The organism is Roseococcus sp. GW821-FHT12F05 (genome assembly GCF_058806835.1).
In genome coordinates this window covers 1-19,585 of record NZ_JBXAQB010000015.1, presented here as the reverse complement: position 1 = coordinate 19,585, position 19,585 = coordinate 1, and the positions used below count along the sequence as shown (strand labels likewise).

At 70.0% G+C, this 19,585-nt stretch carries 19 protein-coding genes; 8 read left to right on the top strand and 11 right to left on the bottom strand.

The features are described 5' to 3' along the window. The 5 genes from fdhE to AC1ROY_RS26800 form a co-directional block, all read right to left on the bottom strand. Positions 1-912 carry a formate dehydrogenase accessory protein FdhE gene (fdhE, locus tag AC1ROY_RS26820; protein WP_493151987.1) on the bottom strand — a complete coding sequence of 304 codons (912 nt, stop codon included), beginning with the start codon at positions 910-912 and terminating at the stop codon, positions 1-3. Positions 913-963: 51 nt separating this feature from the next. Then, positions 964-1,662, bottom strand: a complete 699-nt coding sequence (locus tag AC1ROY_RS26815) for a formate dehydrogenase subunit gamma (RefSeq protein WP_493151986.1) — start codon at positions 1,660-1,662, stop codon at positions 964-966. Further along, positions 1,659-2,570: a formate dehydrogenase subunit beta gene (gene fdxH / locus AC1ROY_RS26810; RefSeq protein ID WP_493152148.1), complete on the bottom strand. Its 912-nt coding sequence runs from the start codon at positions 2,568-2,570 to the stop codon at positions 1,659-1,661. Before fdxH ends, AC1ROY_RS26815 begins: the two co-directional genes overlap by 4 nt. 83 nt (positions 2,571-2,653) lie before the next feature. Further along, on the bottom strand, positions 2,654-5,737 hold the full coding sequence (gene fdnG, locus AC1ROY_RS26805) for a formate dehydrogenase-N subunit alpha (protein WP_493152147.1): 3,084 nt from the start codon (positions 5,735-5,737) through the stop codon (positions 2,654-2,656). Between the two features lie 187 nt (positions 5,738-5,924). Next, positions 5,925-6,644, bottom strand: a complete 720-nt coding sequence (locus tag AC1ROY_RS26800; protein ID WP_493151985.1) for a M48 family metallopeptidase — start codon at positions 6,642-6,644, stop codon at positions 5,925-5,927. A 93-nt stretch (positions 6,645-6,737) separates the two neighbouring features. On the opposite strand from AC1ROY_RS26800, the gene AC1ROY_RS26795 reads away from it, so the two are divergent. After that, positions 6,738-7,613, top strand: coding sequence for a DMT family transporter (locus AC1ROY_RS26795; RefSeq protein WP_493151984.1), 876 nt, complete (start codon positions 6,738-6,740; stop codon positions 7,611-7,613). A 59-nt stretch (positions 7,614-7,672) separates the two neighbouring features. Beyond that, positions 7,673-8,167: a VOC family protein gene (locus tag AC1ROY_RS26790; RefSeq protein ID WP_493151983.1), complete on the top strand. Its 495-nt coding sequence runs from the start codon at positions 7,673-7,675 to the stop codon at positions 8,165-8,167. Positions 8,168-8,171: 4 nt separating this feature from the next. Here AC1ROY_RS26790 and AC1ROY_RS26785 read toward each other — a convergent pair whose 3' ends face one another. After that, a complete protein-coding gene (locus AC1ROY_RS26785) occupies positions 8,172-9,686 on the bottom strand; it encodes a helix-turn-helix domain-containing protein (protein ID WP_493151982.1) in 1,515 nt (504 codons plus the stop codon). A gap of 91 nt (positions 9,687-9,777) precedes the next feature. Between AC1ROY_RS26785 and AC1ROY_RS26780 the strand changes: the two genes are divergently transcribed. From AC1ROY_RS26780 to AC1ROY_RS26770, 3 genes are read left to right on the top strand one after another with little or no spacing between them, the layout of a single operon-like run. Then, on the top strand, positions 9,778-10,032 hold the full coding sequence (locus tag AC1ROY_RS26780; RefSeq protein ID WP_493151981.1) for a hypothetical protein: 255 nt from the start codon (positions 9,778-9,780) through the stop codon (positions 10,030-10,032). Positions 10,033-10,055: 23 nt separating this feature from the next. Then, the gene (locus AC1ROY_RS26775) at positions 10,056-11,351 is read left to right on the top strand and encodes an ATP-grasp domain-containing protein (RefSeq protein WP_493151980.1); all 1,296 of its coding nucleotides are present in this window, start codon (positions 10,056-10,058) and stop codon (positions 11,349-11,351) included. Next, positions 11,348-12,229, top strand: a complete 882-nt coding sequence (locus AC1ROY_RS26770) for a DMT family transporter (RefSeq protein WP_493151979.1) — start codon at positions 11,348-11,350, stop codon at positions 12,227-12,229. The genes AC1ROY_RS26775 and AC1ROY_RS26770 overlap by 4 nt, the downstream gene beginning before the upstream one ends. Positions 12,230-12,241: 12 nt before the next feature. Here AC1ROY_RS26770 and AC1ROY_RS26765 read toward each other — a convergent pair whose 3' ends face one another. Continuing rightward, positions 12,242-13,531 (bottom strand): adenylosuccinate synthase, encoded by a 1,290-nt coding sequence (locus AC1ROY_RS26765; protein ID WP_493151978.1) that lies wholly within the window; start codon positions 13,529-13,531, stop codon positions 12,242-12,244. Next, on the bottom strand, positions 13,531-14,691 hold the full coding sequence (locus AC1ROY_RS26760; protein WP_493151977.1) for an ATP phosphoribosyltransferase regulatory subunit: 1,161 nt from the start codon (positions 14,689-14,691) through the stop codon (positions 13,531-13,533). Before AC1ROY_RS26760 ends, AC1ROY_RS26765 begins: the two co-directional genes overlap by 1 nt. Positions 14,692-14,754: 63 nt before the next feature. Here AC1ROY_RS26760 and AC1ROY_RS26755 point away from each other — a divergent pair, with 63 nt between their 5' ends. Then, a complete protein-coding gene (locus AC1ROY_RS26755; protein WP_493151976.1) occupies positions 14,755-15,291 on the top strand; it encodes a hypothetical protein in 537 nt (178 codons plus the stop codon). A 3-nt stretch (positions 15,292-15,294) separates the two neighbouring features. On the opposite strand, the gene AC1ROY_RS26750 is transcribed toward AC1ROY_RS26755, so the two are convergent. After that, the gene (locus tag AC1ROY_RS26750; protein ID WP_493151975.1) at positions 15,295-15,843 is read right to left on the bottom strand and encodes a carboxymuconolactone decarboxylase family protein; all 549 of its coding nucleotides are present in this window, start codon (positions 15,841-15,843) and stop codon (positions 15,295-15,297) included. A 56-nt stretch (positions 15,844-15,899) separates the two neighbouring features. Between AC1ROY_RS26750 and AC1ROY_RS26745 the strand changes: the two genes are divergently transcribed. Next, positions 15,900-17,462: a sulfatase-like hydrolase/transferase gene (locus AC1ROY_RS26745; protein WP_493151974.1), complete on the top strand. Its 1,563-nt coding sequence runs from the start codon at positions 15,900-15,902 to the stop codon at positions 17,460-17,462. A 57-nt stretch (positions 17,463-17,519) separates the two neighbouring features. Here the strand turns inward: AC1ROY_RS26745 and AC1ROY_RS26740 are convergent, their stop codons facing one another. Beyond that, positions 17,520-18,017 carry a flavin reductase gene (locus AC1ROY_RS26740; protein WP_493151973.1) on the bottom strand — a complete coding sequence of 166 codons (498 nt, stop codon included), beginning with the start codon at positions 18,015-18,017 and terminating at the stop codon, positions 17,520-17,522. Then, complete coding sequence (locus tag AC1ROY_RS26735; protein ID WP_493151972.1) at positions 18,017-18,706, bottom strand: DUF3047 domain-containing protein; 690 nt, start codon at positions 18,704-18,706, stop codon at positions 18,017-18,019. The genes AC1ROY_RS26740 and AC1ROY_RS26735 overlap by 1 nt, the downstream gene beginning before the upstream one ends. Before the next feature lie 50 nt (positions 18,707-18,756). On the opposite strand from AC1ROY_RS26735, the gene AC1ROY_RS26730 reads away from it, so the two are divergent. Further along, a complete protein-coding gene (locus AC1ROY_RS26730; protein WP_493151971.1) occupies positions 18,757-19,458 on the top strand; it encodes a dienelactone hydrolase family protein in 702 nt (233 codons plus the stop codon). The last annotated feature ends 127 nt before the right edge of the window (positions 19,459-19,585 follow it).

Below are 19,585 nucleotides of genomic sequence, written 5' to 3'. Positions count from 1 at the left end.
TCAGTAGCCGATCAGGAAGGGATCGAAGCCGGCGCGGCGATACTCCGTGCCCTGCATCAGCAGGTCGAGCCCCAGGCTCCCCACATCGTCCGCGATGCCCTCCAGCGAGGGGTTCTTGCTCTGGTAGAGGATCTTCACCCAGCTCCGGCAGGAATCGCAGGTCTCCGCCTTGATGGCCGCATCCTCCTCGCCTTCGGCCGATTTATAGCCGACGCCCTTGGTCGAGCCGCAAGCCAGGCACTTGATGCGGACCTCGTTCCAGAGCGTTCCGCAGAAGGCGCAGCAGGCGTAGCGCGAGTTCTCCGTGCCCAGCCGCCCCGACACCACGGAGCTGGCCGGCGGCCCGCCACAGACGGGGCAGAGCCCAGTCTCGACCGGCACCAGCCGCTCCGGATCCAAGGTCGAGGCCTGCCGCGCCGCATGCACCTGCATGGCGGCCGAGAGGAAGAGGTGCGGCGGCAGCGCGTCGAAGGGGATGGAATCGGCCAGCACGTTGCCGATCATCTCATCGAGGATCTCCGGCGGCGCGCGGCGCAGCAGCTCCAGCGCCTCGGCGGCCTGGGGCGGCTTCTCCAGCGGCATCGCGGCCTCGAGAAACCGGGCGATGGTGGCGCGCAGCTCCGGCGACTTCTCCAGCAGCTTGCGGTCGAGCGGCGGCATGGCGCCGGTGCGGGCGCGCTCCACCTGCTCGGGCGGGATGGGCACGGCGGGCGGCAGCGCAGCCGCGACCTCGGCCTGCACGCCCACCAGGCCGGACAGGAAGCGCAGATACGGCGCGAGCTGGCTGCCTTCCGCCAGTTCCGCGAAGCGGTTGGCGCGGGCCAAAAACATCCCCGCCGGATCGGGCAGGATGGCGAAGGGCGGCTTGACGATGCGCCCGATCATTGAGGGATCGGGCTGAATTCCAGACATACCGGACATGGAACCTCGGTGGGCCGAACCGGCCACGGCGTGAAACTGGAGCTACTCGGCGGGGTCCATCTTACGGCGTCCGGCGAGCTGGCGCAGCCATTTCCGGTGGTGTCGCCAGGCCCAGCCGCCCGTGACGGTCCCGCGCGTCATCGCCCGCAGCGTGCCGCGCGTCCATATGGCGGCATAGACGTGCAGGATGAAGATGCAGATGATCAGCACGGCCGCGACGGCATGCACCAGCACGGCGATGCGGCGGATCTGAATGGACGTGGCCTCGCCGAAATACTGGTCCCAGATCAGGATGCCGCTGGCGATCAGCACCAGGATCAGCCCCGTCATCCCCCAGAAGATGAATTTCTGGCCCGCATTGTACTTGCCGAGCTCCGGCAGCCGCTCCTCATGGCCGCCGACGACGTCCTTGATCTTCTTCAGCCAGATCCAGTCCGTCCGCTCCGGCAGGTTCGCCTTCCAGAGCTGGAAGAAGAAGATGAAGAAGCTGAAGAACAGCACCACGCCGATCCAGGGATGGAAGGTGCGCGTGTTCTGCCCGCCGCCGAAGAGCCCGGTCAGGAAGAAGAACTCCGGCGCGAAGAGCGCGAGCCCGGAGAGCAGCAGCAGGATCAGGCTCGACGCCGTGATCCAGTGGTTGAGCCGCTGCCACGGCCCGTAGCGGTTCACCGTGACGGGATGGCCGGGATGGACGGCATCGCCCGGCTGGGCGTTGCCATCCGGAATGGCCTGCTGGCTCATCCGACCCTCTCCTCGGGAGGCGGCGGCGGCACGGGCTGGCCCTCGACGAGCTTCTCCGCATTCTCCTCGTCCTCGCGGGCGACGCGGTTCGCTCGGCCGAAGATGCCGTGCACGATGCTGCCCACCGCCGCGAAGCCCATGACGGCCAGGCCGACATACTTCGTCATGCCCTTCCAGGTCTCGACGAGCGGCGAGATGCGGGGATTGTCCGGCAGGTCCGAGTAGATGCCCGGCTTGTCCGCGTGGTGCAGCACGTACATGACATGCGTGCCGCCGACGCCCGGCGGGTCGTAGAGCCCGGCATTGGCGAAGCCGCGCGACTTCAGGTCGGTGATGCGCTCCGCCGCGTGCTTCTTCATGTCCTCCTTGGTGCCGAAGACGATGGCCTGGGTCGGGCAGGCCTTGGCGCAGGCGGGGCCCTGGCCGACGGCCACGCGGTCCGAGCAGAGGGTGCACTTGTAGGCGCGGTGGTCCGTCTGCGAGATGCGGGGGATGTTGAAGGGGCAGCCCTTCACGCAATAGCCGCAGCCGATGCAATTCTCGTGGATGAAGTCCACAATGCCGTTGGTGTACTGCACGATCGCGCCGGGCGCCGGGCAGGCCTTGAGGCAGCCGGGATCGGCGCAATGCATGCAGCCGTCCTTGCGGATCAGCCACTCCAGGTTGCTCGTCTCCGGGTTCACCCATTCGGTGAACCGCATGAGCGTGTACATCTGGTCCGTGAGGTCGTGCGGATTCTCGTAGACCCCCACGTTCACGCCGACCGGAGGGTTGGTGTCGTTCCACTCGATGCAGGCCGATTGGCAGGCCTTGCAGCCGATGCACTTCGACACGTCGATCAGCTTGGCGACCGGCGTGAGCTGGCGCGTCGGCTCCGGCACGCTCCGGGTCGCCGAGCGGCGCATCATGTCCTGCTCGCCGAAATTGGCGGCGAGCGCCCGCACCGGCGGGTTGCTCACCGCGGTGCGGGGCTGGTCGGCCATGGTCCCGCTCATGACACGACTCCCGGTGGCGTGGTGGGCTCGATGTTGACGAGGAACGCCTTGAAGCCCGGCGTCTCGATATTCGCGTCGCCGACGAAGGGCGTGAGCGTGTTCGCGCTGTATCCCTTCTTCGCCGCGCCGGTGAAGCCCCAGTGGATGGGGATGCCCACCACATGGACCACGCGCCCGCCGTCGCAGTGCAGCGGCTGGATGCGCCGCGTCACCACCGCCTTGGCCTTCACCGAGCCGCGCTTCGACCAGACACGCACCCAGCCGCCGCCGGTGATTCCCCGCATGGCCGCGAGCTCATGCGAGATCTCCACGAAGAACTCGGGCTGCAGGGCGGCATTCACCTTGTTGTGCTTGGTCCAGTAGTGGAAGTGCTCGGTGAGCCGGTAGGTCGTGGCCGCGAAGGGGAACTCGTCAGAGTTGCCGAAGCGCGCGACGTCGCTCTGGAAGATGCGCGCCACGGGATTGCCGCGCATCCTCGGGTTGAGGACGTTGGGCACCGGCGTCTCGAAGGGCTCCAGATGCGACGGGAAGGGCCCGTCGCGCATCATGCCGCGCGCGAAGAGGCGCGCGGAGCCTTCCTGGTTCATGATGAAGGGCATGACCGTCTCGGGCCTCGAGGTCGGCCCGATGTCCGGCACGTCGTAGCCGGTCCATTGCGTGCCGTTCCACTCCAGCAGCTTGCGGGTGGGATCCCAGGGCTTGCCCTGCAGGTCCGCCGAGGCACGGTTGTACAGCGTGCGCCGGTTGAGCGGCCAGGCGAAGGTCCAGTTGGGATAGGCGCCCGTCCCGTCGCGGTCTTCCGTGCTGCGCCGGGCCATGTTGTTGCCTGCCTCGTTGAAGCAGCCGGAGTAGATCCAGCAGCCGCACATGGTCGAGCCGTCGTCGCGCAGCTGGGAGAAGTTCACCACCTGCTTGCCGGCCTGCAGCAGCACCTTGGACGGATCGGCGGGGTCGGTGAGGTCGACGAGCGCGCGCCCGTTGATCTCCTTCGCCAGCTCCTCGGCCTCGGGCTCGTTCGGGTCGTGGTAGTTCCAGGAGAGGTTGAGGATCGGGTCGGGGAAGGCCCCGCCCTCCTTCCGGTAGAGCTCCCGCATGCGCAGGAAGATCTGCGACATGATCCAGGTGTCCTTCTTGGCCTCGCCGGGCGGGGTCGCCGCCGGCCAGAACCATTGCAGCCACCGGCCCGAATTGGTCAGCGAGCCCTCGTCCTCCGCGAAGCAGACGGTGGGGAGCTGGATCACCTCGGTGCGGATGCTCGCCGGGTTCACGTCGTTGAACTCGCCGTGATTCTCCCAGAAGCGCGCCGTCTCCGTCTCGAGCGGGTCCATCGTGACGAGGAACTTGAGCTTCGAGAGCGAGGCCGTGCACTTGCCGCGGTCGGGGAAGGCCATCAGGGGGTTGAAGCCCTGGCAGATATAGCCGTTCACCCGCCCCTGGTTCATCAGCTCGAACATGCGCAGGATGTCGTAGGACGGCACGTCGAGCTTGGGGATGTAGTCGTAGCACCAGTCGTTCTCGGCCTTGGCGGCGTCGCCCCACATGGCCTTCTGGAAGCTCACCATGAACTTCGAGTAGTTCTGCCAGTAGCTGGTCTGGCCTGGCCGCAGCGGCTTGAACTGCCGCGACTGCATGTAGGTCGCGTAGGTGGTCTCCCGCTCGGTCGGCATGTTCAGGTAGCCGGTGAGCAGGTGCGACATCAGGCCCATGTCGGTCAGGCCCTGGATGTTCGAGTGGCCGCGCAGCGCGTTCATGCCGCCACCGCGCACGCCGATATTGCCCAGGATGAGCTGGAGCATCGCCATGGTGCGGATGTTCTGCGAGCCGTGCGAATGCTGCGTCCAGCCGAGCGCGTACATCGACGTCATGGTCTTCGTCGGCGTGGAGCACTCGGAGATCATCTGGGCCACGCGCAGGAACTTCTCCTGGGGCGTGCCGCAGATGCGCTGCACCATCTCGGGCGTGTAGATCGAGACGTGCTGCTTCAGCAGGTTCCAGACGCAGCGCGGGTGCTGCAGCGTCGGGTCGACCTGGGCGAAGCCGTCCTCGCCGATGACGTAGTCCCAACTCGACCGATCGTAGTCGCGCTTCTCCTCGTCATAGCCGGAGAACAGGCCGTCGGCGTAGCTGAAGCCGTCCTTCACGATGAAGGAGGCGTTGGTGAAGGCCTTGGTGTACTCCCACTGCACGCGGTCGTTCTGAATGCAGTAGTTGATCACCCCCAGCAGGAAGGCGATGTCCGTCCCCTGCCGGATCGGCGCGTAGAAATCCGCGACCGAGGCCGTGCGCGTGAATCGCGGATCGACGACGATGAGCTTCGCGCCGCGGTGGGCCTTCGCCTCCGTGACCCATTTGAAGCCGCAGGGATGCGCCTCCGCCGCATTGCCGCCCATGACGACGACGAGGTCGGTGTTCTTGATGTCGGTCCAGGAGTTGGTCATCGCTCCACGGCCAAATGTCGGGCCCAAACTGGACACCGTGGGGCCGTGTCAGACGCGCGCCTGGTTATCGAATCCTACAATGCCGAGCGTCTTGGCGACCTTGAAGGTCGTCCAGGCCGTCTCGTTGGTGGTGGCCGAGGCCGCGAGCATGCCGGTGGTCGTCCAGCGGTTCACCGGGACGCCGGCCTGGTTGCGGGCGATGAAGTTCGCGTCGCGATCGTCCTTCATCAGGCGCGCGATCCGGTCCAGCGCCTGGTCCCAGCTGATCCGCTCGAAGCGGTCCGAGCCGGGGCGGCGGAGCATGGGGTAGCTGAGGCGCGTCTCGGACTTCACGAAGTCCTTCAGCGCGGCGCCCTTGGGGCAGAGCGTGCCGAGGTTCGTGGGGTGGTCCACGTCGCCCTCGACATGGATCAGCTCGGCCCGCTCGCCCTTCCGGACGTCGCCGCGCGAATACATGATCACCCCGCAGGCGACCGAGCAGTAGGTACAGGTGTTGCGCGTCTCGGTGGTGTTCACGAGCTTGAAGGGCCGGACATGGGCGATGACCGCCGCCTCCGCCTCTCCGAAACCCATCGCCGTCACCGACGTCGCCGCAACGCCCGCACCGGCGACCTTAAGCAGGCCACGACGCGAGAGTTCCATGTTCATCTGGTCCTCCCATCCTAAGGAGTTGAGCACTGAGGAGAGCCATCCGCATTGGATGAAGTCAAGGGGAAACGCCCGACCGACCGGCGCGTTATTCTTCTTCATTTACATCGCTTTATGATTTGAATTACAGCGCTCTAGGAACGTTCCGGCGCTGCATCGCAGCACCCGTTCCAAAGCGGGCTCAACCCACCCGTTGCAGGGCCGCTCCGTGCCGCCGCAGCCACTCCGTGGCAGCGCGGCGATGCGGCGTCCGCGCCTCCACATGCGCCCAGAACCGGTCGGAGTGGTTCATCTCGCGCAGATGCGCGACCTCGTGCGCCACCACATAGTCCAGCACCCAGTCGGGCGCGAGAACGAGGCGCCAGGAGAAGGCCAGCGTGCGGTCCGGCGCGCAGCTTCCCCAGCGGCTGCGCGTGTCCTTGAGCCGGATGGCGCGCGGCACGACGCCCAGCGCCTCGGCATGAGGCTTCGCCGCGGCGCCGATTCGCCGCAACGCCTCGGCGCGCAGAAAATCCTTCACGCGGCGGGCCACGAAGGCGGGGTCGCCGGTCACCACCAGCGCGCCTTCCTCCAGGAAGGCGGCGCCGCGCCGGTTCGGATCATGGCGGATCACATGCTCGACCCCGCCGATCGGCACCGAGGCGCCGGGCTCGAAGGGCCGCTCCGGCGCGAGCGCGGCGAGGCGCTGCATCACCCAGCCGGCGTGCTCGGACAGCAGCGCGAGGCCGTGCCGGCGGCCGACGCGGTTGGGGAGCGTCACCACCACCGCCCCCTCCGCGGGGTCGATTCGCAGCGAGACGCGCCGCGCCCGGGCGGAGCGCTTCCAGACCACCGGGCACGGCTCCGGCGGCAGGAGCGGATCGCGCCTGAGCTCGATGGTCTCGGAGTCGGGGAACTGCATGGACCGCCAGCATGTGGGAAAGCCCCCCGATGGTTCAACGGTTGACGGTTCAACGGTTGACATCAACCGCCGGTCCGGCGCGACTGGCATGCAATGAACATCGCCCGGACCCTGCCGAGTCTTCTCGTTCTCGGCAGCATCTGGGGCCTCACCCCCTCCCTCGCGAAGCTGGCCATGGCGGCGGGCGTGCCCGGGCTGGGCTTCGGCTTCTGGGCGGCGCTGGGCTCCGCCTCGCTGCTGGCCGTGATCTGTGCCCTGCGGCGGATTCCCATTCCACTGGACCGGGCGCATCTGCGCTACTACGCGGGCGCCGGGCTCACCGGCTTCGCGCTGGCGAACCTCTTCGGCTACACGGCGCTGCAGCACATCCCGGCCGGATTCTTCGCGCTGCTGATGCCGCTCTCGCCCATGCTGACGGTGATCGGCGCGGCCCTGCTGGGGCAGGAGCGGCTGAACGCCCGCAGCGTCGGCGGCACGGCGCTGGGCTTCGCCGGCGTGGCGCTGGCCATGGCGCCGGGCGCGGCCTTGCCCGACTCCTCGCTGATCGGCTGGGCGCTCGTCGCGGCCCTCTGCCCGGCCTGCTACGCGGCCTCCAACCTGGTCGGCGTGCAATGGGCGCCGCGCAACACCCAGCCGCTGGCGGCCGCCGCCGGCACGCTCTTCGCGGCGGCCGGTTTCCTGGCGGTGCTGGGGCTGGCGCTGGGGCAGTTCCATATCCCGGGTGAGGCCGAGCCCTTCGGCGAGGCGCTGCTGCCGGTGCAGGCGGTGGCGACCGGGCTGGCCTATCTCGTCTACTTCCGGCTGCTGGTGACGGCCGGGAGCGTGATCACCAGCCAGTCGGGCTATATCGTCACCATCATGGGCGTGGTCTGGGGCGCCGTGATCTTCGGCGAGCGGATGGGGCCGCTCACCCTGCCCGCCGCGGCGCTGGTCTTCGCCGGGCTCTGGCTGGTCACGCATCGCCGCTGATCGCCGTCATTTCCATCCGTGATTGGCCTCGCCCGTGGGCGCGGTGCGATGTTCGGGCCATGGACACGAACCTCCCCACCTACCGCGCCCCGGCCGAGACCCGCATCGGCCACGTCCACCTCAAGGTGGCCGACATCCCCCGCTCGCTCGCCTTCTGGCACGGCGTGCTCGGGCTGGACGTGATGATCCAGGGGCCGAGCGTCGCCTTCCTCTCGGCGGGCGGCTACCACCATCACATCGCGCTCAACACCTGGGAAAGCCTGGGAGGTTCGCCACCACCGGCGGGGCACACCGGGCTGTACCATGTGGCGATCCTCTACCCGGACCGGGCCGCGCTGGCTGGCGTGCTGAAGCGCGTGCGGGATGCGGGCATCGCACTGGAAGGCGCGTCGGATCATGGGGTGAGCGAGGCGCTCTACCTGCGAGATCCGGACGGGAACGGCGTCGAGCTGTACCGCGACCGGCCGCGCGAGGAATGGCCAGTGGACGCGGACGGCAAGATGACGATGTACACGCGCCGGCTGGATGTGGGGGCGTTGCTGGCCGAGGCGTGACGCCTCAGTCGCGCCGGGTAAAGCCCTCCTTCCTCAGGGCTAGGCCCGTCATGTCGTCGCCGAGGATCTCGACGGCGCAGGCACGGCCGGCATCGCTCAGCTGCTTCAGCGCCCGCGGATCGCCGCTCGCCCGCGACGCCTGCAGCGCGCGGTAGAGGACGACGAAGTGGCAGAGCAGCGCGACCTGCGCATCGCGCGGCCCACCTGTCCCGCGCGGCGCGCCCAGTGCCCCCTGCACCTGCCGCACCACGCCGCGCACCTGGTCGATCCCCGGATCCGCGGCGTGGTTGATCGTCGTCCAGAGCAGGACGGCGAAGCTCGCCACCACGTCCGCGATTCGGGCCGGCGACCGGTCGAAGGCCTCCAGGATATGGGAGAAGGTGCCGGGAAAGTCGTGCTGGCCGAGCAGGACGGAAAGCTCCCCGGCGGCGGCCGCGTCGCGTCGGCCGAGGGCGCCGAGAAGCCGCGCGATCTCCTCCGCAGAGGGCGCCGCGTCGCCGGACATCGCCTCCGGCTCCTCCGGCACGGCGGCCAGCATCCGGGCCAGGAAGGCCGGACCGAGCAGCGCCGCGATCGCGGGTGACACCACCGGCACCAGCCGCGTCCAGCGCTGCCGGACGCTGAGGCCCGGGGCGGCGGGCAGCCCGTAGCCGGGCAGTTCGATCCGGGGGATCGCCTCCGGATCGGCCCGGCGCGCCCATTCGCTCGGCGCGCAGCCGACCATGTCGGTGAAGACGTGGTGGAAGCGCGCATAGCTGCCGAACCCCGCAGCGAAGGAGGCGGCGAGCAGGTTCGCCCCCGGCCGGTACTCCTCCATAAAGCGCGCGAGGCGGATGTGGTTCCGCCAGTCCAGGAAGCTGCGGTTGGTGTGCTCGACCAGCAGGCGGCTCAGATAGGGCGCCGCCACGCCCGCCTCGGCCGCGAGCTGCGAGAGCGACAGCTCCCCGCCCGCCTCGCGCAGCAGCACGAGCGCGCGCGTCACCGCCGGATGCAGCGGCCGCAGGTTCGCCGGCGGGCTGCTGCGGCTGGCCCGACGGGCGCGCTGCAGCGCATAGGTCAGGCCCGCATTATAGGCCGCTGGATCGTCGGAATCCTGCGCGACCTGGCTCAGCAGCCGGTCCAGGTCCACCAGCTCCTCGCCGGGCAGCAGCCGCGACGGCTCCGCCGCGATGTCCTCGGCCCAGCCGGCCTCCAGCAGCGCGGGCTCCAGGCTGACCACCCACATCTCCAGGCTCGGCGAGCGCAGCAGGCGGTGCGGCTGGCCGGGGCCGAGCCAGATCAGCGTGCCGGGCCGCAGCTCGTAGGTGCGGTTGCCCAGCGTGTAGCTGCCGCCGCCGCGCACCACGAGGTCGAACTCCACATGCGGGTGGTGGTGGTCGATGTGCAGGCGGGCGCCGGCGACGGTCCGGCGGACCTCGCCCAGAAGTCCCTCGGGGATGGGCCTGCCACGATCGCGGATGTCGCCGCCCTTCCAGCCTGAATCGCAAGAAACGCTATCGGGCCGTGGGAATGGCGGCAAGAAGCCGCTCCCCCTCCAGGCGGATAACGGCGCCACGGGATCCGCGGCAGGACCGATGCCGGAACCGGCGGAATCCCAAGGAGATACTGCCATGTCCCTCGAACAGGCCCTCGCCGTCGGCACCGCCTCCACCTTCTCCGCCGCGAAGCTCGCGGCTGCCGCGCTGGGCGGAATTGTCCGCGCCCTGAGCCATCGGAGCGAGCTGGAGCACGTCGCCTCCCTCAGCCCGTCGGAGCTGCGCGACATCGGGCTGCTGCCCGGCGATGTCGCCTTCGCGCGTCAGCTGCCCCTGACGACCGACCCGACCGCCGAGCTGGCCCGCCGGGCCACCTACGGCCGCCTGTGAAGCCCCGACCGGAGGATATCGCCATGATCACCGACCGCAGGCGCATCGTCGTCGTCGACGGCTATTCCACCGGGCGGGAGCTGGTGCGCCAGCTCCTGGACCGCGGCGTCGAATGCCTGCACCTCCGCTCCGAGGCGCGCATCCCCGCCGCGGCCCGCTCCTTCGACCCGACGCCCTACGACGCCGATCTCGGCCATGTCGGCGATTTCAGCGCCGCGCTGGACTCGCTGAAGATGCTGCGCCCCGACGGCGTCGTCCCGGGCTCGGAATGGGGCGTCTCCTTCGCCGAGCGGCTGGCGCATGCCCTGGGACTGCCGACCAACCGGATCGGCACGCTGGCCGCGCGCCGCGACAAGTTCGCGATGATCGAGACGGTGCGGCGCGCGGGTCTGCGCACGGCCGAGCAGGCCCGCCTCCGCAGCGTCCACGAGGCGCAGGACTGGGCGGCGCGGCACGGCGCCTGGCCGATCGTCGTGAAGCCGGCGGCGAGCGCGGGGTCGGACGGCGTCTCGATCTGCCGCAGCCCCGCGGAGATCGACGCTGCCTTCCGCCGCGCGCTGCATCGGGAGAACCTCATCGGCACGCGCAACGAGGAGCTGCTGGTGCAGTCCTTCCTCGACGGCCCGCAGCTCATCGTGAACACGGTCAGCCGCGACGGGCGGCACTATGTCACCGACGCCTGGGACGTGGAGTTCTCCGACCCGGCGTCACCGATGGCGCCCACGGCGATCCACCTGCTGGACCTGCGCGCGCCGCGGGCCGCCGCGACCGCCGCCTACACGCTGAAGGTGCTGGACGCGCTCGGCATCCAGAACGGCGCGGCGCATACCGAGCTGAAATGGACGCGCGAGGGGCCGGTGCTGATCGAGACCGGCGCGCGCCTGATGGGGGCCGCCATGGACGCGCCCTCCTACCGCTCGGCCCGGATGACGACGCAGGCAAGCGTCTACGCCACCGCCCTGACCGCCTCCGACGCGGAGTGGGACCGGATCGCCGGCAGCCGGCACTACGCGATCCGCCGGCACCTGGCGAAGGTCTTCTTCGTCTTCGAGCGCGACGGCGAGGTGCGCAGCCTCGAGGGGCTCGGCCGCCTGCGCGAGCTGCCCTCCTTCAACGCGCATTACCGCGCGCTCCGGGTCGGCGGCCGCGTCTGGCGGACGGAGGATTCGCTGGCCTGCGGCGGCGTGGTCTACCTGGTCCATGACGATATCAGGCAGATCGCGGCGGATCTCCGGCAGTTCCGGATCTGGGAGCGGGCCGGGCTGCTCTACGGCCTCTCCTGCCAGGCGCAGCCGGCCGAGACGGAGGGCGCGGCATGATCGGCGGCTCCGTCCTCACCTTCGCGGGCGTCTCGCTGCAATCGGCCGGGGAGGTGCTCTACGGCACCTTCCTGCATGAGGTGCCGGCGCCGCTCTTCATCCTGCTGAGCGTCTGCCTCACGGCGCTCGTCTTCCTGGCCGCCACGCGCTTCCGCCTGCCCCAGGAGGGGCGCGGCCTCATGCTCCAGGCGAACCTCTGGACGGCGACCTGCTTCGTCAGCTTCTACTTTGCGCTGAAGCACCTGCCGCCGGCGGTCTGCACCGCGATCGAGATCGGCGCCTCGCTCCTCGCCGCGGTCGCGCTGACCCGCGTGCAGGGGACCGCCTGGAGCCAGGGCGCGCGCTACCTGGCCTGCGCGGGGATCGTCGCCGGCTGCGCCCTGCTCTCCTGGGTGGAGCTCCGCACGATGATGCCGGAAGCCTCGTCCGGGCTCGCCTGGGCCGCGATATCAGCGGCGACGGTGACGGGCGTGACCTCGGCGCTCTTCGCGGGGGTGTCGCGGAAGCTCTCCACCCACGGCTGGTCCTCCGGCGCGGTGCTGGCGCACCGCTTCTACCTGAGCATCGCGGTCGCGCTGGGCTGGATGCTCTGGGACGGGCTGCCGGCGGCGCTGCCCTCGACGGCGGAACTTGCCATCGTGCCGGCGATCGGCGCCGTGGCGGTGCTGGCGCCGCTGCTGCTGTTCCAGATCGCGCTGCGGCGGATCGACGCGCTCACCTTCATGATCTGCATGGCGGTGCAGCCGCTGCTGTCCTTCGGGCTGTCCTCGGTCTCGCCACGCTACGGCTTCGACTGGCCGACACTGGCCGGCATCCTGGTGGTGACGCTGTTCCTGGCGCTGGACCTCTCGGCCCGGCGCCGGATGCGGCCGGCCTGACGGCCGGCCGGCTCAGCCCGCGAAGGGATCCTTCAGCGCGATCGTGTCGTCGCGGTCCGGCGAGGTGCTGAGCATCATCACCGGCGCCTCCACCAGCTCCTCGATGCGGCGCACATACTTCACCGCCTGCGCCGGCAGCTCCGCATAGCTGCGCGCGCCGAAGGTGGAGCCCGACCAGCCGTCCATCACCTCGAAGATCGGCTCCGCCTTGGCCTGGGCCTTCATCGCGGAGGGCAGGTGCTTCAGCACCTGGCCGTCCACGCGGTAGCCCACGCAGATCTTCAGCTCCTTCAGCCCGTCCAGCACGTCGAGCTTGGTCAGCACCAGCCCGTTGACGCCGCCAAGCTTCACCGCCTGGCGCACCATCGCGGCATCGAACCAGCCGCAGCGGCGGGGACGGCCCGTGACCGTGCCGAACTCGCGGCCGCGCTCTCCGAGCAGCTTGCCGGTCTCGTCGAAGAGCTCGCTCGGGAACGGGCCGGAGCCCACGCGCGTCGCATAGGCCTTGGCGATGCCGAGCACGAGGCCGATCGAATCCGGACCGACGCCCGAGCCCGCCGCCGCATTACCGGCGACCGTGTTGCTGCTGGTCACATAGGGATAGGTGCCGTGGTCCACGTCGAGCATCACCGCCTGCGCACCCTCGAAGAGCACGCGCTTGCCCTCGTGCCGCGCCGCATCGAGACGTTCCCAGACCGGCTCGGCATAGGGCAGCAGCTTCGGCGCCAGGGCCAGCAGCCCGTCCAGCAGCGCCTGCTTCTCGAATTCCGGCGAGCCCAGACCGCGTAGCAGCGAGTTGTGGTGCAGCAGCAGCTCGTCGAGCTTGGCCGACAGCGTCTCCGGCTCGGCCAGGTCGCAGAGGCGGATGGCGCGGCGGCCCACCTTGTCCTCATAGGCCGGGCCGATGCCGCGGCCGGTGGTGCCGATCTTGTCCTCGCCGCGGGCGGCCTCTCGCGCGCGGTCGAGCGCCGGGTGCAGCGGCAGGATCAGCGGCACGTTGTCGGCGATGCGCAGGTTGTGGGGCCCGACGTCCAGCCCCTGCCCGCGCACCTTCTCGATCTCGGAGAGCAGCGCGTCCGGGTCCAGCACCACGCCATTGCCGATGATGCCGAGCTTGCCGCGCACCACGCCCGAGGGCAGCAGGCTGAGCTTGTAGGTCGTGTTGCCCACCACGAGCGTATGGCCGGCGTTGTGACCGCCCTGGAAGCGCACGACGATGTCGGCCCGGCTCGCAAGCCAGTCCACCACCTTGCCCTTGCCCTCGTCGCCCCACTGGGCGCCGATCACGGCGACATTGGCCATCAGCCGGTACCTTTCCCGATCGGGACGGCGCGCTGGCCGTCCCATAGATAAGTGCAGCGCAGGGCGCTGGCCTGGTCGGCGGCGGAGAGCGCCGCCACGGTGGCGAAGCCCTGGTCGCGCAGCGCCGCGCCGTCGGCGGCGGGCGTGCCCAGGGGCAGGAAGCAGCGGGGACGCGAGGGCGCCGGCGGGGCCGCGCGGAGCACGGCGTCGGGATAGAGAGTCATGCCCGTCGCCGGCTCGTCGTTGACCGAGAGGTAGCGACCGCCACGGGCCAGCTCCCCCGTCCGGCCCGGCCCGAAGATCGTGAAGGCGACGCCCACATGATACTGGAAGCCGCGGAACTCCACGGGGTCCAGCGTGATGCGCAGCCCGGGCGCGCGGGCGGCGATGGCCTCGATGACGCTGGACGCATTCTCCGCGATGGCCCGGGCGGCCTCGGGCAGCTCGGCTGCGCGCAGCACCTCGACGGCGTGGGCGGCCGGTCCCGCGGCGGCGAGCAGCGTGGGCAGCAGGGCCGCGACCGGGCCGGCGCCATCGGCCAAGGCAGTGACGGCGGCCGCGTCCTTGCGGTCCAGCGCCCGGACCAGGCGCTCGGCCAGGGCCGGCGAGACGCCCGCGGCGTCCAGCAGCGCATGGGCCATGCGCGGCAGGGTGACGTCCAGCGTGATGCCGGTGACGCCGACCCGCGCCAGCGCCTCGGCCGCGACCAGGGCGACCTCGGCATCGGCCTCGGGCGCGGCGCCGCCGATCAGCTCGATCCCGGCCTGAGGCAGTTGGCGGGAGGGGGCCAGCTCGGAGCCGCGCACCCGCAGCACCTGGCCGGAATAGCAGAGCCGCAGCGGCCGCGCCTGGAGGCCGAGCCGGGTGGCGGCGATGCGGGCCACCTGCGGGGTGGTGTCGGCGCGCAGCCCCATCATCCGCTGGCTGACCGGGTCCATCAGGCGAAAGGTCTGCTCGGCGACCGCGGCGCCGGAGCCGGCCAGCAGGCCCTCCTCGAATTCCAGCAGAGGGGGCTTCACCCGCTCGTAACCGTAGCGGGCGAAGCCTTCCATCAGGGCTTCGACAAGCGCCGCCTCCTGCTCCGCCTCGGGCGGCAGCAGATCCATGAGCCCGGCCGGAAGCAGGCCGGGCGGCGAGAACGGGTTGGCGGCGTCATTCATCCCGTGGCCGTGTGTGGCAGCGTGCGTGCTGACGGGCAAGATGCGGCGTGCCAGAATAACGCCATGAAACGCCGCGCGCTCCTGATCATGTCCGCCCCCTTGGCCCTTCTGGCCGCCGGCTGTGCCGAAGATCCCTCGCAGAGCTACCTCTGGGGCTTCGGCGATCCGATCCGGGGAGCAGCGCTCAACGCGACCCGGATGCTGGGCGATACCTCCCAATATGACGGCAACCCCGCCGGCGCGGCGATCGCGGCCGCGACGCTCGAATTCCTGGCCCGCAGCTTCCGCGACGACCCGATCTGGTCGTTCCGGGTCAATCCCGCCACCACACAGGAGCTCCAGGCCGCCGTGCTGGAGATGCGGGGCGCGCTGGGTATCAGCCCGACCGCACCCAATGCCGTGATCGAGCAACTGCTCCGCCAGGCCGCCCAGGCGCTGCGCGCCGGCAGCCAGGCCCGCGCGCTGGCCGCCCTCTCGGGCCCGAACTTCACGGTCCCGCCCGAGGAGGTGCTGCGGCGGCTGGGCAGCCTGCCCCGCCTGCGCCGCGTCTCGAGCGCCGCCGGCATGGCGAACGAGGAGGCCTTCCGCCGGCCGCGCTGAGGCTCAGCCGAAGGGGTCGGGCTCGCCGTCCGGCAGCGGCACGCGGGCCACGTTCAGCGTGAGGCCGACCGCGGCGTAGTAGCCGCAGATGCCCAGCAGCTCGGCCACGCCCTTCTCGCCGAAGATGGCCCTGGCCTTCTCGAAGGCGGCGTCGGTCACGTCCTTGTCGCGGTGTAGCTCGGTGCAGAAGTGGTAGACCGCGGCCTCGTCCTCTTCCATGTCCCTGGGCTGCTGGCCCACGCGGATGGCCTCGACGATCTCCGGCTTCAGCCCGCCTTTCAGGGCCAGCTCCGCATGCGCGAACCACTCGTAGCGCGCCTCGTAGGCCTTGGCCGTGATGATGATCGCCAGCTCTGAGAGGCGCGCGGGGAAACCGCTGTCCCAGCGCATGAAGCGGCCGGCGCGCTGCATGATGTCGGCCATCTCCGGGCTGTGCAGCCAGGCCGGGAAGGGTCCGCGCAGCCCGGCGCGCGCGCCGGAGGCGATGTTGTCGGCAACCTCGCGCTGGCGCGCGGTCATGGTCTCGGGGGTGAGGGCGGTGAAGCGGGCCATGGGCGTTTCCTGATTCCGTGTTGCCGCTACGATGCCGCGCAGCAAGGGAAACGCCAATGGCCGCCGGAAACGTCCTGTTCATCATGTGCGACCAGTTGCGCTGGGATCACCTGGGCTGCTCGGGCCATCCCTTCCTGAAGACGCCGAACATCGACGCCCTGGCGGCGCGCGGCGTGCGGTTCAGCCAGGCCTATGTGCAGTCGGGCATCTGCGGCCCCTCGCGGATGAGCTTCTACACGGGGCGCTACGTCGCCTCGCACGGCGCCACGCACAACCGCGTGCCGCTTTCCGTCGGCGAGGTGACGCTCGGCTGGCACCTGCGCGAGGCGGGGAGGACGCTGGCGCTGGCCGGCAAGACCCACATGCTGCCCGACGTCAGGGGCATGAAGCGCCTGCTGGTCGAGGGGCAGGACGAGCTGGCCGTGCTGCTGCGCGAGGGCTGGTTCACCCTGGTCGACCGCCATGACGGCCACCACGCCGAGACCGACAGCGCCTATGCGCATTGGCTGCGCGCCCAGGGTTACGACGATCCCGATCCCTGGACGAACCACGTCATCGCCGTGGAGAACGAGCGCGGCGAGGTGCTCAACGGCTGGAAGATGCGCAACGCCCGCCTCCCCGCCCGCGTGCGCGAGGAGCACAGCGAGACCGCCTACACCACCGACCAGGCGCTGCGCTTCATCGAGGGCCAGGGCGAGACGCCCTGGGTGCTGCACCTCTCCTATGTGAAGCCGCACTGGCCCTATATCGCGCCGGCGCCCTACCACGCGATGTACACGCCCGAGCAATGCCTGCCCGTCCGCCGGCATCCGGCGGAGCGCGGCGAGGCGGCGCATCCCGTGCTGCGCGAGTTCCAGAACGAGGAGGTCGCGCAGAGTTTTCAACGCGATGAGTGCATCGCTGCGGTGCGGCCAACCTATCAGGGCCTCATCGCGCAGATCGACACGCATCTCGGCCGCGTCTGGGAATTGCTGGAGCGCACGGGGCGCTGGAAGGACACGCTGGTGATCTTCACCGCGGACCATGGCGACTACCTCGGCGACCACTGGCTCGGCGAGAAGGAGCTGTTCCACGACTGCATCCAGCGGGTGCCCTTTCTCCTGTACGACCCCTCGCCCGAGGCGGATGCGACGCGCGGCACCATGGACGACCGCTTCGTGGAGGCGATCGACTGCGTGCCGACCATCCTCGACGCGCTGGGGATGGAACCGCAGCCGCATCTGCTGGAGGGCCGCTCGCTGCTGCCGCTGTTGCGCGGCGAGGCTCAGGGCTGGCGCGGCGCAGTGTTCAGCGAATTGGACTGGACCTTCCGAGCCGCGCGCCGGCGGCTCGGGCTGCCGACAGGGAACCATCGCGGCTTCATGGTGCGGACCGAGCGGTGGAAGTACCTCCACTGGACCAGCGGCATCCGGCCTCAGCTTTACGACCTCGCAACCGATCCGGAGGAGTTCTTCGACCTGGGCGAGGATCCGGCGCTGGAGCCGGTGCGGATCGCGATGCGCGAGCGGCTGCTGGACTGGGCGACGAACCTCAAGACCCGCACGACGCTGACCTGGGCCGAGGCTGAGTTCCGCACCGACCGTCATAAGGCGGCAGGTGTCTTCTACGGGGAATGGTGAGGCCGATCGCCGCACATTCTGCGGCGAAGAGGGCCCTTAATCCCCGCAAAGGTGGCCTTACGCCGCCACGCCCACCCGCCGGTAATCCCGCGCGAAGTACAGCAGCGCCGCATCCACCCCCTCGCCCAGCCGGATCGCCTCGATCTCGGCGAAGACCACGAGATGCGTCCCCTTCTCCACCATGTCCGTGATGCGCCCGTCGAAGGCGACCATCGCGCCATCCAGCACCGGCGCGCCGGTGGCGAGCCTGCTCCAGCCCCCGCTCTCGAAGCGAGCCTCGCCCTCCACGCCGGTGAAACCCGCGAAGATTCCCGAGAGTTCCTGCTGCTCGGCCGCCAGCGTGTTCACGCAGAGCACGCCATTGGTGCGGAAGGCCTCCACCGAGGAAACCGTGCGGTTCATGCAGACCAGCAGGGTCGGCGGGCTGTCGGTCACACTGCACATGGCGCTGGCGGTGAAGCCCGCGCGCCCCGCCGGCCCATCGGTCGTGATGATGTTCACGGCGGCGCAGAGCCGCGCCATGGCATCCCGGAATTCCTTGCGCTCGACGGGCATCACCGCTCCTCACCGCATCTGCCGAACCTGATCCGCTCCACCATGGCCGAGATTCGTGCCTGTGTATCCTCGCTGTCGGTGCCGATGGCAATTTCCTGCAGCGGGGGCGGCTCGCCCCCGAAGGCGGCCCGCCAGTCCGCCGCCAGGTCTACCCGCTCCTCGAACCATCGTCCCGTGGGCGTGCCGGCGTGGCGCAGGACCCGCACCTTGGCGAGGCCGGGCACCCAGGGGCTGACGAAGAGCGGCGGCTCGCGCCCCGTGCCGCCCCAGACATAGATCAGCAGGCTCCGCGGCAGCCGATGGTTCCCGGCACGGAACTGCGCGACGGCATGCTGGGTCCGCTGCCAGGCCGTGACATGGGGTGGCCAGCCCTGGAATCCCGCGGTGATGGCGACGGCGCGGTCGTCGCCGCCGCGGCGGGTGAGATTGGTCGCCGGCGGCCCCGCATCGACCCGCCAGCGCCAGGAAAGGCAGCCGGCGTCGCCCTCGGCCCGGCGCCAGACGAAGCTGCCGACGCCTTCGCCGGAGATGGCCAACCCGTCGGGACGATGGGTGAAGGCGGCGGGATGCAGCTGGCCCTCGTATTGGCCATGGATCCAGCCCTCGGCGGCCAGGCCGGCGTCGATCGAGGCCTGCGCCCTCGTCGCGACTCCGAAGGTTAACGCGGCGAGCATGGTGCGGCGGAGCATCCTCCGTTACATGGCTGTCATCGGGAACAATGCCAAGGGAGTTCAGCATCATGGCCGTGATTCAGATTGCCGCGACGGACGGCGCCGGCAGCTTTGACTGCCTCGTTGCAGCGCCGAAGGCCCAGCCCTCGGGCGTGGTGGTGCTGATCCAGGAGATCTTCGGGATCAACAGCGCCATGCACGCGCTGTCCGACTGGGTCGCCGACATGGGCTTCATCGCCCTCACGCCCGACCTCTTCTGGCGGCAGGAGCGGAACGTCGTGCTGGAGCCCGACGAAGGCCAGGCACAATGGGAGAAGGCCTTCCAGTTCCTGAACGGCTTCGACCAGGAAAAGGGCCTCGCCGACATCGCCGCGACCATCGCCCATGGCCGGACGATGGACGGCTCGACGGGCAAGGTCGGCACCATGGGCTTCTGCCTGGGCGGCCGGATGGCCTTCAAGGCCGCGACCGGCACCGATGCCGACTGCAACGTCAGCTACTACGGCGTGATGCTGGACGCGCTGGTGGCCGAGAAGCCGGCCTTCCGCGGACCGCTGCTGATGCACATCGCCGAGAAGGACAAGTTCGTCCCGCCCGAGGCGCAGCAGAAGATCCTGGAAGGCGTGAAGGGCAATCCCAAGGTGACCGCGCATGTCTATCCGGGCGTGGACCACGCCTTCGCGCGCATGGGCGGGCACGCCTGGGACGGCCGCGCGGCGACCATCGCCAATGGCCGGACGGCGGAATTCCTGGTGAAATACCTGGGGTAAGTCACACTTCGTCGCATCCGGCATCGCGGCGTCATGGCATCTTCCGGCGGCCATGACGCCGCTCGCCGCCCATGCCGCGATCCGCTTCGGCCTCGGGGCCCGCCCCGAGGCGCCGGTGCCGTCTGAC